Raw genomic sequence first — 15545 nt, forward strand, 5'->3', positions numbered from 1 at the left:
CCGCTACCCTGGCGTCATGGTCGTCCAGGTCGTGCTCGTGCACGGCATCCGGACGTCCGCGACGATGTGGCGCGCCCAGACCGAGTACCTGACCGCGCGCGGCAACCCGGTCACCGCGGTGGACCTCCCTGGCCACGGAGCACGCATGGCCGAGGAATTCACGCTCGCCTCGGCGCTCGAGACGATCGACACCGCCGTGCGCGCCGCCGCAGAGCACGGGCCGGTGCTGCTCACGGGCCACTCGATGGGCGGGCTCCTGTGCATCGAGTACGTCGGGGCGGAGCAGCCGCCGCCGGTGGCGGGCTTCGTCGCGGCGTCCTGCACCGCGATCCCCCGCGGGATCGGGCTGGCGACCTACCGCGTGCTGGCCCGCGGCTTCGACTCGCTGCCCGACCGCGGGATGTGGCTGACCGACCGCATGCTCGACCGCATCCTCCCCGACGAGACCCGCGCCGACTTCGGGGCGGGCGGCTACGCGCTGGATGCGCAGGACGTGGCCCTGCGAAGCCTCTCCGTGCTCGACCTGCTCGCGGCGCTGCACCGCATCGAGGTGCCGCTCTGGTTCGTCAACGGTCAGTACGACCAGCTGCGGGTGAACGAGAAGCTGTTCATGAGGGTCGCCCAGCACGCGGAGCTCATCGTCGTGCCGCGGACGACCCACCATGTGACCGTCATGCGCCCGCGCGTGTTCGACGCCGTACTCGAGGTCGCGCTCACCACGCTCGAGGCATCACACGGCTGACGGCTGGCGGTCGCGGCTGCGGATCGCATAGGTCATGAAGCCGCCGGCGATCGACAGCACACCTCCCACGAGGAACAGCAGCCAGAAGCCGCCGACGAGGGCCACCAGCCCCGCGCCGAGGAGCGGCCCGATCAGCTGGCCCAGGCTGGCAGAGACGTTCACGAATCCGAGGTCGCGCGCGTGGTCCTCGGGGTGCGGCAGCAGGTCCGTGCCGAGCGCGAGGCCCACCGACATGTAGGCGCCGTACCCCACGCCGAGGAGCGCCGCGGCGATCATCGCCGACGTGAGAGACGGCGCGACCACCAGGATGATCGACGCAAGTCCCTGGACCACGGCCGACCACACCACGAAGGGGATCCGTCGTCCGGTGCGGTCCGAGATCCACCCCGACGCGATCGAGGAGCCCACCACGAACACGGTGTACACGAGGATGAGCAGCAGCAGCTCGTCCTCGGCCGTCGCCGGATCGCGCTGCAGCCCGTAGAGCAGGAAGAACAGCAGCAGGCCGGTGCCGAGCGCGTTGCCGATGTTCACTGTGAGCCGCCCCGCGAGCAGCCACGCGAAGTCGCGGTCGCGCAGGGCCGCGAGCCGCTCGCCGATGGTGCGCACCTGGCGGGCCACGGCCACGTCGGCGCGCGCCGGCGGGTCGGGCAGCAGCAGCGCCGCCGCCGTGCCGACGACCGCGAGGAAGCCCGCGAGCACGAGGTAGCCGACCACGACGCCGAGCTCGAGCAGCACGATGACGCCGACACCCACGACGATGCCGAGTGCCTGCGACGAAGAGACGGCGGCGGATGCTGCGCCCCGCTGCGTCGTCAGCTGGTCGGCGATGAGCGCGGTGAAGGCCGCAGAGGCGACGGCGACGCCGACGGAGACGCCGACCCAGGCGAGTCCCACGCCCCACGGGCCGGAGGCGAAGGCGATGCCGGCGAGGGACGCGGTGCCGAGCCACACTCCCCCGAGTGCCCACGGGCGGCGTCGGCCCATCCGCCCGCGCGTGCGGTCGGACAGCCCGCCCGCGACCGGGGCGGCGATCACGCCGGCGATGCCGCCGATCGCCAACACGAGCCCGGACGACACCACGCCCGACACCCAGCCGTCGGCGTCGTCAGGAGTGTTGAGCTGCAGCGGGATGAGCAGCTGCAGCGGCGTGAGCTGCACCGTCCACAGCGCCAGCCACGCGAGCGTGAAGAGGGTGAACCAGCCCGCGCCGACCTTGGCGCCCGTGCGCGCGCTCACGCGCGTGCCTCCGCGATGAGGGCGCGGTACCAGTCGAACGACGCCTTCGGCGTGCGGGCCGCGGTGTCGAAGTCGACGTGCACGAGCCCGAACCGCTGGGTCCAGCCGTCGGCCCACTCGAAGTTGTCCAGGAGTGACCACACCGTGTACTCGCGCACGTCGACGCCGGCGGCCACCGCCGCGCCCACCGCCTCGATGTGGCCGGCGAGGTAGGCGATGCGGTCGTCGTCGGCGACAGGCCCGTCGACGTGATCCGGCTCCGGGAACGACGCCCCGTTCTCGCCGATGACGAGCGGCGGGAGGCGATCGCCGTACCGGTCTTCGAAATCGAGCAGCAGCTCGGTGAGCGACGTCGGCACGATGGGCCACTCCGGCCCGAAGCCGGTGACCGGCGCGCCCGGCGTCGGGACGATCTCGAACGGCACCGGGCCGCCCTCGGGCGCCGCGGCGACGGTCGTGGGGTTGTAGAAGTTGATGCCGTAGAAGTCCGCCGGCGCCGAGATCAGCTCGAGATCGCCCTCTTCGACCGGCATCGGCGGGATGCCGAACGCCGCGAGATCGGGATAGGCGCCGGTGAGCACGGGGTCGGCGAACACCCGGTTGTGGAGCAGGTCGTAGACGGCGGCCGCGGTGAGATCGCCATCGGTCTCGGCCGCCGGCAGCACCAGGGTGTGGTTGTTGACGATCCCCGCCTCTTCGGCACCCGCCGCGCGCAGCGCGCGCAGCGCGAGGCCGTGCGCGAGCAGCTGATGGTGCACGGTCGGCAGCGATCCGAACAGCAGCTGCCGGCCCGGCGCGAGCGTGCCGACGGCATAGCCCTGCAGAGAGGTCGACACCGGCTCGTTGAGCGTGTACCAGTGACGGATGCTGCCGCCCAGCGCCTCCGCGACCACCTCGGCGTAGTCGCCGAAGCGCAATGCGGTGTCGCGGTCGAGCCACCCGCCCCGCTCTTCGAGGACGCTCGGCAGATCCCAGTGGTACAGGGTCGCGAACGGCGTGATGCCCGCGTCGAGCAGGTCGTCGGCGAGGCGGCGGTAGTAGTCGAGGCCCGCACGCAGCACGGGTCCGCCGGGTTCGGGCTGCACGCGCACCCACGAGATCGAGAAGCGGTAGCGGTCGGCCCCGAGCGCGGCGAGCAGCGCCACGTCCTCGGAGTGACGCCGGTAGCTGTCGGGGCCCGGATCCGCCGTCGCGCCGTCCCGCACCGCGCCGGGAGTCGCGACGAAGTCGTCCCAGATGGATCGTCCGCGTCCGTCGGCGGCCCGCGAGCCCTCGACCTGGAACGCGGCGGTCGCCGCCGACCACCGGAAGCCCGGCGGGAACGGCGAGAGATCGACGGACGGATGCTGCGGCACGGCGGACTCCTTCGTCACTGAGCACGTTCGGGTGAGCGCGCTCCCACGCTGTAGATCATGCATCATGGGAGGGCTCCGCCGTGCATGTGCGCGCCCGTCAACGACGGGTCGGCTCACCTGGTAGAATCCTTGTTTGGCTTGCGTGTGGGTTCGCCCTCACGACCGCCGCGAAGCGCCCCTCTCTCGCTGACCGGCACATCAATCCGATTCACCTTCGAACGAAAGAACGTCGACACGTGGCGAACATCAAGTCGCAGATCAAGCGCAACAAGACCAACGAGAAGGCGCGCGAGCGCAACAAGGCCGTCAAGAGCGAGCTGAAGACGCACGTCCGTCGCACCCGCGAGGCGGTTGCTGCCGGCGACAAGGCTGCGGCCGAGAAGGCGCTGGGAACGGCGACCAAGAAGCTCGACAAGGCCGTCAGCAAGGGCGTCATCCACAAGAACCAGGCGGCGAACCGCAAGTCGGCCATCGCCAAGCAGGTCGCCGCTCTCTGAGCCTCTGACACGCTCCGCGACCCCGGGTCGCGTGAAGGCCCGTCCCGCAAGGGGCGGGCCTTTCGCTTGCGCTCGTGGGCCTCATGTCAGGCGCCGTAAGGTGCGCGCGTGGCGATCACCGTGATCATGCGCTCGAGCGCGAACACCGCATCGCGCGAACCGCCCTTGACCTCGGCGTCCGCCCGGGCCGTCGCCTGGATCGCGCGGCCGAGGCTCTCTTCGTTCCAGCCGACCAGGTCGCGGCGCGCGCGGTCGATCTGCCAGTCCTTCATCCCCAGTCGCGAGGCGAGCGCCTTCGCCGGCTCACGGTTGCCCGCGACCCGCGCCATCGTGCGCAGCTTCATCGCCACGGCCGCGACGAGAGGCACCGGGTCGGCTCCGGACGCCAGCGCGTGGCGCAGCGCGATGAGCGCCTCGCCGTAGCGACCCGCGATCGCCGTGTCGGCGACGGTGAACGCCGACGTCTCGACGCGGCCGCCGTAGTAGCGCTCGACGACCTCGTCGGTGATGTCGCCGGGAACATCGGCGATCAGCTGCTGGCACGCGGCGGCGAGCTCGGTGAGGTCGTCGGCGAACGCGGAGACGAGCGCACGCAGCGCCGTCGGGGCGATGCGCTTCTTCGCGGCCTGGAACTCACCCGCCGCGAAGTCGAAGCGGTCGGAATCGCGCTTGACGGCGGGGCACGCGATCTCGACGCCTGACCCTTCGCCCGCACGGATCGCGTCGAGCAGCTTCTTGCCGCGGACGCTCGCGCCGGTGTGGCGGAGCACGACGGTCGCGCCGTCCTGTGGGGCGGCGAGGTAGGCCACCGCTTCGGCGAGGAACGTGTCGGAGCACTTCTCGACGCCGCTGACGCGGACCAGCCGTGGCTCGCCGAACAGCGACGGCGAGGTGACGCCCAAGAGCGTTCCCGCGGCGTAGTCGTCGGCGCGGATGTCGGAGACCTCGAGCGTCGGGTCTTCGGCCCGGAGGTAGTCGCGCACACCGGCGATCGCCCGCTCGGCGCAGACCTCCTCAGGTCCGGAGACGAGCACGACGGGTGCCGGCTGCGGAGCCCGCCACGAGAGCTGGGGAATGGCGCTGCGCGCGGCTTTCGCGGGTGCTCGGCGTGCAGGGGTGGCCATTCCTCCAGCCTACCGACGACCACCGACGGCGGTCGCTCCCGCTCAGCCCCCGCGGTCGCGCCACAGCGACACCGATCCGCTCTCCGACGCCCACAGCGCGATCGCGCCGTCGCGGTCGGTCCGTACGATCCGTGCGCCGGCGTCGCGGAGGATCGCGAGCGCTTCGTCGCGCGGATGCCCGTAGTCGTTGCCTGCCCCGACCGTCACGAGCGCGATCGAGGGCGTTGCCGCGAGATAGAGCCCCGCATCCTGGTCGGCGCTCCCGTGATGCGCGGTCTTGACGATGGCGTACGGCGGATCCAGCACACCCGAAGCCGCCAGCAGGCGCTGCGGCGAGGCCGAGAGGTCGCCGAGCAGCAGCGTCGGAGGGATGCCGCCGCCCCGCACATCGAGGACGACGCTGGCGTCGTTGCCCTCCGGGAAGGCGCGGCTGCCGGCCTTGGGCCAGAGGACCCGCCACCGTGCGCCGCCGAGCGCCCCGCTGAGGCCGACAGCCGCTTCTGTCGCCCGCGCCCCGTGCGCCGTCAGAGAGGCGATCGCCGCGCGCCCCGCGGCGTCGCCCGGTCCGTGCAGAACGGCCGCGACACGACCGCGCACCGCGTCGAGCCCGCCGATGTCATCGAGGTCGTAGTGGGTGAGGATGAGCAGGTCGATCCGGTCGACGCCGGCACGGGAGAGGCACGCGGCGAGCGGCTCAGGATCGGGCCCGGTGTCGACCAGGGCGACGGCGCCCTCCGACCGCAGCAGCACCGCGTCGCCCTGGCCGACGTCGCAGGCGAGCACGGACCACTCGGCCGGAAGCGTCCAGCGGCCGGCGATCGTGGTCAGGGCAGCGGTGCCGGCTCCTGCGCCCACGAGGACGGCGACGACGGCGACCGACACGGCACGCACCGTGCGTCGCGCCCACGGCCCTCCTCGGTCGAGGGCGACGGCGAGCCCGATCGCCACGCCGACCCCGGCGAGGGCCAGCGCCCCCGGAACCCCCTCCAGCCAGGGCAGGGCGTCGGCGGGAAGCGCCGCGGCGGTCGTCGCGGTCGCGGCGATCCACGACGCCGGCACCCAGGCGAGTGCCGCGAGGCCCGACTGCAGCCACGGCGCCGGCGCGCTCAGGCACGCGGCGAGGCCGAGCACGGTCGCCGGCGGCGCCGCGGGACCCGCGAGGAGGTTCGCCAGCACGCCGTACACGGGCACGGTCGGCTCGATGAGGATCAGGAGCGGCCCGCACGCCAGCTGCGCGGCGAGCGGCACTGCGAGTGCCAGAGCCAGCGGCCGCGGCAGCGCGCGGGCGAGGCCCGTGGCGAGCGGGCGCGCCCACAGCAGGAGCGATCCCGTGGCGACCACCGACAGCGCGAACCCGAGCGACGAGGCGAGCCAGGGATCGAGCACGAGCAGCAGCGTCACGGCGAACGACAGCAGCGCCATCCCGGCCCCGGCGCGCCCGAGCAGCACGGCGAGCATCGCGATCGCCGCCATCGCCGCGGCGCGTACGACGCTCGGCTCGGGGGTGACGAGCAGCACGAAGCCGGCGAGCACCGACAGCCCGACCGCCACCCGCAGCCCCCGCGAAGCCCCGAGAGCCGCGGCGAAGGCGAACGCGATGCCGACGACCAGCGCGCAGTTGGCGCCCGATACCGCAGTGAGATGTGAGAGCGAGGACGCCTTCATCGCGGCGTCGAGCGCCGGCGACACCACGGAGGTGTCACCGACCGCGAGCCCGGGCACCAGGCCCGCCCCCTCGCCGGGCAGGCCTCCGACCGCCGCGACGAGGCCGCGCCGCAGCCCGCCCGCCGTCGCGGCGGCACCGTCCCGCGCCGCCACGACCTCCACTCCGCGTGACGCCCGGACCTCGAGCACCGCCCGCTCCCCCGGTCGCGCGGGCCTCGCGGTGCCGTGTGCGACGATCGTCGCACCGACGTCGAGTCGCGACAGCGTGTCGACGTCCTCCGGAGACACTCGCACCGCGATCTCGACGTTCACCGGGTGGCTGTCGTCCCCGATCGACAGGCGCTCGGCGCGGGCATCGAACGCGAGCGAGCCGTCGGCACGGCGCTCGATCTTGCCGACGATGTCGGCGCGCACGTCCACTGCCCGTCCGCCCTCGAGCGCGAGAGCGGCCACGGCGGTCCGGGCAGGCTGCGCCAGGGCGACATGGGAGGCCGCTGCGGCCGAGGCTGCACCCGCGAGCACGACGATCACGAGCGTGCGGCGCACCGCGTGCCGAGGCATCCGGAACCGCGTCCGTGAGCGGATGCGCTGCGACGGGAGCGTCGCGTGCGTGCTGAGGCCGCGCACGACGACGGTCAGGCCGATGACGAGGGTCCAGAGGGTCAGGGCGATCCACGGCGACGCCGCGGGCGCGAGGATCGCCGCGGCGGCCACGGCCCAGCACGCGCCCGCCACAGGGACCAGTCTCAGCACGCGGCGGCCGCGCACGTCACACCGTCACGAGATCGCGGAGGGACTCGAGCATCTTGTCGCCGATGCCGGGCACCGCCAGCAGGTCCTCGATGCTCGTGAAGCCACCGTTGTCGTCGCGCCACGCGATGATGCGCTCGGCGAGCGCGGGCCCGATGCGCGGAAGCGTCTCGAGGAGCGTCGCGTCGGCCGTGTTGAGGTCCACACGACTCTCACCCGGCGGCGCGGAGCCGGTACCTCCCACCACGGGCGGAGGCTGCTCGCCCGCGCGCGGCACCGCAAGCTGCTCGCCGTCGTCGAGCGTGCGCGCGAGGTTCACGGCGTCACGGTCGGCGTCGTCGGCGAAGCCGCCGGCGGCCGCGACCGCGTCCACGACCCGCGAGCCGGCCGGCAGCAGGTACAGGCCCGGTGTGCGCACGGCACCGGAGACGTGCACGTACAGCGCGTCCGTCGGGGTCGCGGCGGCGGCGGGCGTCTCATCGACGACGACCTCGTCGACAGGGGCCGTCGCACCACGGAGGATGCCGATGCCCACCGTGACCGCGAGTGCGCCGATCACGAGCACCACGACGGCGCCGATCCCCAGCCTGCGACGCGCGGCGACCGGCTCGGTCGGCGCGCGATCGGAGCGGTCGCCGGCTGTCACGGCCCCACGTTAGGAGGCCGGAGAGGCCCGAGACGCCGCGGAACCCGGGGATGTGCACATCCCCGGGTTCCGGCTCGCTGTGGAGGAAGGTCAGTGCGTGCTGAAGCTCACGACCTTCGGCGGGCGGACGACCACGCGCGTGATCTCGCGACCCGCGAGGGAGCGCACGACCTTCTCATCGGCGCGGGCCAGGCGCTCGAGCTCGGCGGCGTCGATGCGTGCGGGCACCTGCAGGGTGCCGCGCACCTTGCCGTCGATCTGCACGACCGCGGTCACGCTCTCCTCGACGAGCAGGGTCGGATCGGCGTTGCGCCACGGCACCAGTCCGACGAAGCCGTCGTACCCGAGGATCTCCCACATCTCCTCCGCGAGGTGCGGAGCAAACAGGTCGAGGATCATCGCGGTCGCCTCGGCGGCCTCGCGCACGGCGGGGTCGGCGGCGCCGGCACCCGTGTCGATGACCTTGCGGGTGGCGTTGACCAGCTCCATGAGGCGAGCGACGACGACGTTGAACTTCGTCTGCTCGACGAGGCCCGGCGCATCCGCGAGAAGGCGGTGCGTCACGCGGCGCAGAGCTGCGTCGCCCTCGGCCCACACCACGTCGGGGTCGCTCGTGACGTCGGTCGCGACGCGCCAGGCGCGCGCGAGGAACTTCTGGGCGCCCGTGGTCGACACGTCCTCCCAATTGATGTCGTCCTCGACCGGGCCGGCGAACGCGATCGCGGTGCGCACCGCATCGGCGCCCGGGTCGACCATGCTCGCGGCGAACTCGACGAGGTTGCCCTTCGACTTCGACATCTTCGAGCCGTCCAGGAGCACCATGCCCTGGTTGATCAGGCTCGAGAACGGCTCCGTGAAGTCGATGAGCCCCATGTCGAAGAGGACCTTGGTGATGAAGCGCGCGTACAGCAAGTGCAGGATCGCGTGCTCGACGCCGCCGATGTACGAGTCGACGGGGGCCCAACGGTCCGCCTCGCGGGAGGGGAACGCCTCGTTCTGGTCGTTCGGCGCCAGGAACCGCAGGAAGTACCACGAGCTGTCGACGAACGTGTCCATCGTGTCGGGGTCGCGCAGCGCCGCCTCCCCCGTCTCGGGGTCGGTGGTCCGCATCCACTCGGTCGCGCCGCCCAGCGGCGACGTGCCCTTGGGTGCGAGGTCGAGTCCGTGCGCGTCGGGCAGGCGCAGCGGCAGCTGGTCTGCGGGCACGGGCACGATGCGGCCGTCCTCGGTGTGGATCATCGGGATCGGCGTGCCCCAGAACCGCTGACGCGAGATGAGCCAGTCGCGGAGGCGGTAGGACTTGGCGGCGCGGCCGGTGCCGGCCGCCTGGAGCTGCTCGATGATCCGCGCGATCGCGTTGCGCTTGGAGAGCCCGTCGAGCGAGCCCGAGTTGATGAGACGGCCCTCGCCGGTCAGCGCGATGCCGGTCGTCGCGGGGTCCAGGTCGGACAGGGTCTCGACGGGGCCCGGATCGATCGGCACGCCCTCCTCGTCGAGCTCGATGACGGGGATCGCCCCGGTGATCGGAGCGGTGGTGTCGACCACGACCTTGACCGGCAGGTCGAAGGCGCGGGCGAAGTCGAGGTCGCGCTGGTCGTGCGCGGGCACGGCCATGACGGCGCCGTGACCGTAGTCGGCCAGTACGTAGTCGGCGGCCCAGATGGGCAGGCGCTCGCCGTTGACCGGGTTGACGGCGAAGCGGTCGAGGAACACGCCCGTCTTCGGGCGGTCGGTGCTCTGCCGCTCGATCTCGGTCTCGCGCTGCACGCTCTCGAGGTAGTCCTGGAAGCGCAGGCGCACCTCGGCGGACGAGCCGGCGGCGAGCTCGGCGGCCAGATCGCTGTCGGGCGCGACGACCATGAACGTCGCGCCGTGCAGCGTGTCGGGGCGCGTCGAGAAGACGGTGACCTTGTCGGCGCGGCCCTCGATCTCGAAGTCGATGTCGGCGCCCACCGAGCGGCCGATCCAGTTCCGCTGCATGCGGATGACCTTCTGCGGCCAGAAGCCCTCGAGCTGGTTGAGGTCGTCGAGCAGCCGGTCGGCGTACTCGGTGATCTTGAAGTACCACTGCGTGAGCTTCTTCTTGATCACCTCGGCGCCGCAGCGCTCGCAGTGCCCGTCGACGACCTGCTCGTTGGCGAGCACGGTCTGGTCGTTGGGACACCAGTTGACCGGGCTCTCCTTGCGGTACGCGAGACCCCGCTCGTAGAGGCGCTGGAACAGCCACTGGTTCCAGTGGTAGTACTCAGGGTCGCTCGTGTGGAGGATGCGGCTCCAGTCGTACGACGAGCCGTACTCGCGGAAGCTCTTCTTGTGCTGCTCGATGTTCGCGTAGGTCCACTCACGGGGGTCGGCCCCGCGCTGGATCGCCGCGTTCTCGGCGGGAAGGCCGAAGGAGTCCCAGCCGATCGGATTCAGGACGTTGTAGCCGCGGTGGCGCCAGAAGCGCGCCACGATGTCCACGTACGCGTAGCTCTCGGCGTGACCCATGTGCAGGTCGCCGGAGGGGTACGGGAACATGCCCAGCACGTACTTGCGCGGGCGCGTGTCGTCGGTGCCGCCGGCGCGGAAGGGGTCGGCCTCGGCCCACCGCGCCTGCCACTTCTGCTGGATCGAATAGGCGTCATAGCCCTCAGAGGGCGCAGACGTGTCGGGGGTTTCGGTCTGACTCACGTGGAAAGTGCCAATCATGGAAGCCGGAAAGCGCGCGCAGCGCGCGAAGCGCGTCTTCCAGGTTAGCGGAACGGGCGGTTCACCAGCCCGGCGGCAATGCGGCACCCAGCGCGGCCAGGGGCCCGCGGGCCTTGATGCCCACCTCGGCGACCTCGGCCGCAGCATCCGATCTCCACGTGATCCCGCCCCCGGCGCCCACGTACGCGCTCTCGGGCCTGACCACGATCGAGCGGATCACCATCGCGAGATCGAGCGCGCCGTCGTCACCCACCCAGCCGAAACAGCCCGAGAACACGCCGCGCGGCGCACCTTCGAGGCCGTGCAGGATCGTCATCGCCGACAGCTTCGGCGCCCCCGTCATCGAGCCTGCCGGGAAGGTCGCGTCCAGCAGGTCGCCCAGGGTCGTCCTCGTCGTCAGCCGGCCCGACACGGTGCTCACGAGCTGGTGCACGGCGGGGTACGACTCGACCTCGAGGAGGGCGTCGACGCCCACCGTGCCGGGCGCGCACACGCGCGACAGGTCGTTGCGCATGAGGTCGACGATCATGACGTTCTCGGCGCGCTCCTTCTCGCTCGCGCGCAGCTCCGCCGCGAGCGCCGCGTCGGCGCCCTCGTCGGCGCCGCGCGGCCGGGTGCCTTTGATCGGCCGCGTGCGCACGACCGCGCCGCCGCCTTCCGCCTCCTCGACGTGGAGGAACTGCTCCGGGCTGGCGCTCAGGAGCGCCGTGTCTCCCGAGCGCACGAACCCGCCGTGGTGGGCGGGCGTGGCCGCGCGCAGGCGGGCATAGACCTCGACGGGATCGACGGATGCCTCGACCTCGAAGCGCGTCGTGAGGCACAGCTGGTATGCGTCGCCCTCGCGGATCGCGTCACGACAGCGCTCGATGAGCGCGGCGTACTCGCCGGGGAGGTGGCGGGCGCGCGCGACGCCGCGCGCTGCGGCAGGCGAGGGCGGGGCCGGCGGGTCGATCGCCGCGGCGACCGCGGTGGCGAGCGCGTGCGCGTGATCAGCCGGAGCGTGGACGCGCACCGCCCGCCGGGCGTGGTCGAACGCGACGAGGCGGTCCACGCGCAGCCAGAGGTCCTGCGGCACGTCGTCCGCCTCGGCGACCGCGGGCGCACCCGCGCGCGCGGCTGCGGCGTCGTATCCCGTCCACCCGACCCAGCCGCCGCGGAACGGGCTCTCGGTCTCGGCGGGCCCGGTCGGGGAGCACTCGGCGCCCTTCACCCGCGCGGGGTCGTCCGGGGCGCCCGCGCCCATCCAGCTCCATCCCTCACGTGCGTCGGGACCCGCGTCCAGCCAGAAGGAGTGCGGCGCCTCCGCGAAGAGAGCGGCGAAGACGGAAGCCGGATCCACCCAGTGCGCCACGTCGGCGGCGGCGAGGGGCTCCGTCATGTTCCCAGGTTAGAGGGGAGGGCACACCTCTAGGCTCATGGCGTGAACGAGTTCCTGACCTGGCTGCTCGACGCCGTGCAGAGCGTCGACCCCATCGTCAGGACGCTGATCGCCGGTGTGGCGATCATGCTCGAGACGAGCGTGCTGATCGGGCTCGTGGTGCCCGGCGACACGATCGTGATCGTCGCGGGCACGGCGGTCTCCTCAGTGCTCGAGGGCGTGATCCTGGGCGTCGCCGTCGTCATCGGCGCCCTCATCGGCGAGAGCATCGGCTTCTGGCTCGGCCGCTTCCTCGGTCCGCGCATCCAGCACTCGAAACTCGGGCGGCGCATCGGCGAGGAGAACTGGGCGCGTTCGGAGCGCTACCTGCGACGTCGGGGCGGACCGGCGATCTTCATCTCGCGCTTCCTCCCGGTGCTGCACTCGCTCGTACCGCTCACCGTCGGCATGAGCGGCTACCCGTATCGCCGGTTCCTGGCGTGGACCGTGCCGGCCTGCGTGATCTGGACCACGCTCTACATCTCGGTCGCCGCCCTCGCCGCCGGGACCTACCGCGAACTCGCGGATCAGATCCACTACGCCGGCTACATCTTCGTGGGCGTCATCGTGCTGTTCCTCGTGCTCGTGTTCGTGAGCAAGAAGGTCATCGAGCGGGCAGAGCGCAAGCACCTGGAGAACGACGGTCCCGACGAGACGCCCGCGACGGACATGAAAGACTGAAAGGGTGCCCCACACCGATCCCCAGAATGTGCGCGCAAAGGTCCTGTGGCTCGCGCGCCTGGAGTACCGGTTCCACGCGTGGCGCGAACGGCGCGCGCGCCGTCGCGGCCACACGCCCACCGTCACACCCTTCCCGGGCTACGGCGGCCCCGACTGGGTGCGGGTCCTCGGCCGCGTCATGATCGTGCCGCCGGTCAAGCAGACGACGTCCGGCGAGTATGCCGGCGTCCGCGGCTGGCGCAGCTTCGCCGCCGTGCCCATCGGCTACGCCCAGGTCACGGTGACGATCGCGGGGGTCGACCACGAGGTCGTCGCGGACCGCGGCGGCGTGATCGACACGAGGCTTTCCGCGGACCTCGAGCCCGGCTGGCAGACGTTCACGATGTCGGTCGAAGGCGGGGCTCCCGTCGAGACGCGGGCATACGTCGTCGCGCCGGACGTGCGGTTCGGGATCGTGTCGGACGTCGACGACACCGTCATGGTCACGGCCATCCCCCGCCCGCTCCTCGCCGCCTGGAACTCGTTCGTGGTGAACGAGCACGCCCGTCAGCCGGTCCCCGGCATGGCCGTGCTCATGGAGCGCGTGGTCCGCGAGAACCCCGGCGCGCCGCTCATCTACCTGTCCACCGGCGCGTGGAACATCGCGCCGACGCTCATGCGATTCCTGAGCCGCCACGTCTTCCCACCGGGCGCGCTGCTGCTCACCGACTGGGGCCCGACCCACGACCGCTGGTTCCGCAGCGGCAGGGTGCACAAGCTCACGAACCTCCGTCGCCTCGCCGAGGAGTTCCCGCACGTGCGGTGGCTGCTCATCGGCGACGACGGCCAGCACGACGACGCGATCTACACCACGTTCACCGACGAGCACCCGTCGCGCGTGGTCGCGGTCGCGATCCGGCGGCTCTCCCCCGCCGAGGCGGTGCTCGCGGGCGGGCGCACGGCCGTCAACGACCACGCGGCCGCTGAGGTGCCGTGGGTGAGCGACAGCGACGGCGCGGGGCTCCTGGAGCGGCTCGAGGACGTCGGCGTCCTGGGTTCCGCCGGAGCGCTCGAGGCCTGACCGGCCCCCGCCGCGCCGACGTCGGCGGCCCCGCGTAGGCTGGCCGCATGTGCGGACGCTTCGTAGTGGCCAGTGCCGGTTCGGATCTCGTCGGGGTGCTGCGCGTCGACGTCGAGGGCGACGATCTGCCCGAGCCCTCGTACAACGTGGCGCCGACCAGCAGCGCCGCGATCGTGCTCGACTCCGCCAAGACAGAGCCGCCCACGCGCCGGCTCGAGGCGGCGCGCTGGGGCCTCATCCCCTCATGGGCGAAAGACATCAAGATCGGCACGCGCGCGTTCAATGCGCGCGCCGAAGAGCTCGAAGACAAGCCGATGTTCCGTGGTGCGCTCGAGAAGCGCCGTGCCGTGGTGCCCGTGTCGGGCTACTACGAGTGGAAGAACGTCGACGGCACCAAGATCCCCCACTACATCCACCCCGCCGACGGCGAGCCGCTGTTCCTCGCCGGGCTTTACGAGTGGTGGCGCGACAAGACCAAGGGCGACGACGACCCCGAGCGGTGGCTGCTGAGCTTCACGATCCTCACACGCGACGCGATCGGCCACCTCGGCTCGATCCATGACCGCATGCCGCTCTTCCTCGACCCCGATCACGCCGACGCGTGGCTCGATCCCACGACCGACAACGTGCGTGATGTGCTGGACGCGGCGATCGATGCGGCTCCGGCCCTCGCCGACACGCTCGACGACCACGAGGTGTCGAAGGCGGTGGGCAACGTCCGCAACAACTCGCCCGAGCTCATCGAGCCCGTCGAGTCCTGAGCCGCGCCCAGGCCCTGCCGTGGCGGCCCGCGTATCCTCGAACGGTGACGATCGCGCCCCCTGACGCCCCGGTGCTCGCCGGCGCAGTCTGGCGCGAGCGCGAGGCGGCCCACGAGGAACGTGCGCGGGCCCTCACCGCCGCGCATCGCGACCGCGCCGCGCGCGGCGAGAAGCACCCCGTCGAGGACTTCCTCTTCACGTACTACTCGTACAAGCCCGCGATCCTGCACCGCTGGCATCCGGGCGAAGCTGTGGAGCTGGCGGATGCCGCCGCCGACGCGCGTGCCGGGTGGCGCTGGTACCGAGCCGGCCGTGCGGCGGGGGCCCTGGCCGTCGACGGCGAGGCGTTCCGTGCCGAGCGCGGCGCGCTCCTCGCGAACATCGCGCGGATCCTCCGGGCCACCGCCGGCCGGGCGCCCGGTTTCGGGTGCTTCGGACTGCACGAGTGGGCCATGGTGTATCGGCAGCCGGAGCACCGGCATCCGGTGGCTCTCCGGCTCGGGCAGCACGCGACGGACGCGGTCGTCGAGGCGCACGACCTGCGGTGCACGCACTTCGACGCGTTCCGGTTCTTCACGCCCGACGCCGTCCCGCGCAACCGTGAGCTCCCGACACGGGAGAGCCAGCCCGACCTCGAGCAGCCGGGCTGCCTGCATGCCGGAATGGACCTCTACAAGTGGGCCGTCAAGCTCGGACCCCTCGTGCCAGGCGAGGTGCTGCTCGACGCGTTCGTGCTCGCGCGCGACATCCGCGTGCTCGACATGCGCGCGTCGCCGTACGACCTCGCGGACTGGGGCTACGACGCGGTGCCGATCGAGACGGCGGAGGGCAAGGCCGCCTACATCCGCGCGCAGCGCGGCTTCGCGGAGCGAGGGCAGCTGTTGCGCGCCCGGCTCATCGAGATCGCCGGCGGCTGA

At 72.2% G+C, this 15545-nt stretch carries 13 protein-coding genes; 6 read left to right on the top strand and 7 right to left on the bottom strand.

Features of this window, described 5'->3' with window-relative positions; genetic code table 11:
- Nucleotides 1–16 precede the first annotated feature (16 nt).
- Nucleotides 17–742: an alpha/beta fold hydrolase gene (locus tag ACFC1I_RS03050; RefSeq protein WP_376006387.1), complete on the top strand. Its 726-nt coding sequence runs from the start codon at nucleotides 17–19 to the stop codon at nucleotides 740–742.
- Here the strand turns inward: ACFC1I_RS03050 and ACFC1I_RS03055 are convergent.
- Both ACFC1I_RS03055 and ACFC1I_RS03060 read right to left on the bottom strand, forming a co-directional pair.
- The gene (locus tag ACFC1I_RS03055; RefSeq protein WP_376006388.1) at nucleotides 731–1981 is read right to left on the bottom strand and encodes an MFS transporter; all 1251 of its coding nucleotides are present in this window, start codon (nucleotides 1979–1981) and stop codon (nucleotides 731–733) included. The genes ACFC1I_RS03050 and ACFC1I_RS03055 overlap by 12 nt on opposite strands.
- Nucleotides 1978–3336, bottom strand: a complete 1359-nt coding sequence (locus ACFC1I_RS03060) for a GH1 family beta-glucosidase (RefSeq protein ID WP_376006389.1) — start codon at nucleotides 3334–3336, stop codon at nucleotides 1978–1980. Before ACFC1I_RS03060 ends, ACFC1I_RS03055 begins: the two co-directional genes overlap by 4 nt.
- Nucleotides 3337–3572: 236 nt before the next feature.
- Between ACFC1I_RS03060 and rpsT the strand changes: the two genes are divergently transcribed.
- The gene (rpsT, locus tag ACFC1I_RS03065) at nucleotides 3573–3833 is read left to right on the top strand and encodes a 30S ribosomal protein S20 (RefSeq protein WP_341999261.1); all 261 of its coding nucleotides are present in this window, start codon (nucleotides 3573–3575) and stop codon (nucleotides 3831–3833) included.
- Between the two features lie 86 nt (nucleotides 3834–3919).
- Here rpsT and holA read toward each other — a convergent pair whose 3' ends face one another.
- The 5 genes from holA to ACFC1I_RS03090 form a co-directional block, all read right to left on the bottom strand.
- Nucleotides 3920–4957, bottom strand: a complete 1038-nt coding sequence (gene holA, locus ACFC1I_RS03070; protein ID WP_376006390.1) for a DNA polymerase III subunit delta — start codon at nucleotides 4955–4957, stop codon at nucleotides 3920–3922.
- Between the two features lie 42 nt (nucleotides 4958–4999).
- Complete coding sequence (locus ACFC1I_RS03075; protein WP_376006391.1) at nucleotides 5000–7357, bottom strand: ComEC/Rec2 family competence protein; 2358 nt, start codon at nucleotides 7355–7357, stop codon at nucleotides 5000–5002.
- Between the two features lie 34 nt (nucleotides 7358–7391).
- Nucleotides 7392–8018: a helix-hairpin-helix domain-containing protein gene (locus tag ACFC1I_RS03080; RefSeq protein ID WP_376006392.1), complete on the bottom strand. Its 627-nt coding sequence runs from the start codon at nucleotides 8016–8018 to the stop codon at nucleotides 7392–7394.
- 90 nt (nucleotides 8019–8108) lie between these two features.
- A complete protein-coding gene (gene leuS, locus ACFC1I_RS03085) occupies nucleotides 8109–10709 on the bottom strand; it encodes a leucine--tRNA ligase (protein WP_376006393.1) in 2601 nt (866 codons plus the stop codon).
- Between the two features lie 61 nt (nucleotides 10710–10770).
- The gene (locus ACFC1I_RS03090; protein WP_376006394.1) at nucleotides 10771–12087 is read right to left on the bottom strand and encodes an anthranilate synthase component I family protein; all 1317 of its coding nucleotides are present in this window, start codon (nucleotides 12085–12087) and stop codon (nucleotides 10771–10773) included.
- Between the two features lie 42 nt (nucleotides 12088–12129).
- Here ACFC1I_RS03090 and ACFC1I_RS03095 point away from each other — a divergent pair, with 42 nt between their 5' ends.
- The 4 genes from ACFC1I_RS03095 to ACFC1I_RS03110 are packed head-to-tail and all read left to right on the top strand — an operon-like array spanning nucleotide 12130 to nucleotide 15545.
- On the top strand, nucleotides 12130–12807 hold the full coding sequence (locus ACFC1I_RS03095) for a DedA family protein (protein ID WP_376006395.1): 678 nt from the start codon (nucleotides 12130–12132) through the stop codon (nucleotides 12805–12807).
- Between the two features lie 4 nt (nucleotides 12808–12811).
- Nucleotides 12812–13867: an App1 family protein gene (locus ACFC1I_RS03100; RefSeq protein WP_376006396.1), complete on the top strand. Its 1056-nt coding sequence runs from the start codon at nucleotides 12812–12814 to the stop codon at nucleotides 13865–13867.
- A 47-nt stretch (nucleotides 13868–13914) separates the two neighbouring features.
- Complete coding sequence (locus tag ACFC1I_RS03105; RefSeq protein ID WP_376006397.1) at nucleotides 13915–14628, top strand: SOS response-associated peptidase; 714 nt, start codon at nucleotides 13915–13917, stop codon at nucleotides 14626–14628.
- A 44-nt stretch (nucleotides 14629–14672) separates the two neighbouring features.
- Entirely contained in the window at nucleotides 14673–15545 is an 873-nt protein-coding gene (locus ACFC1I_RS03110) for a 3-methyladenine DNA glycosylase (RefSeq protein ID WP_376006398.1), read from the top strand.

This window comes from Microbacterium sp. NPDC056044 (genome assembly GCF_042267145.1).
GTDB lineage: Bacteria > Actinomycetota > Actinomycetes > Actinomycetales > Microbacteriaceae > Microbacterium.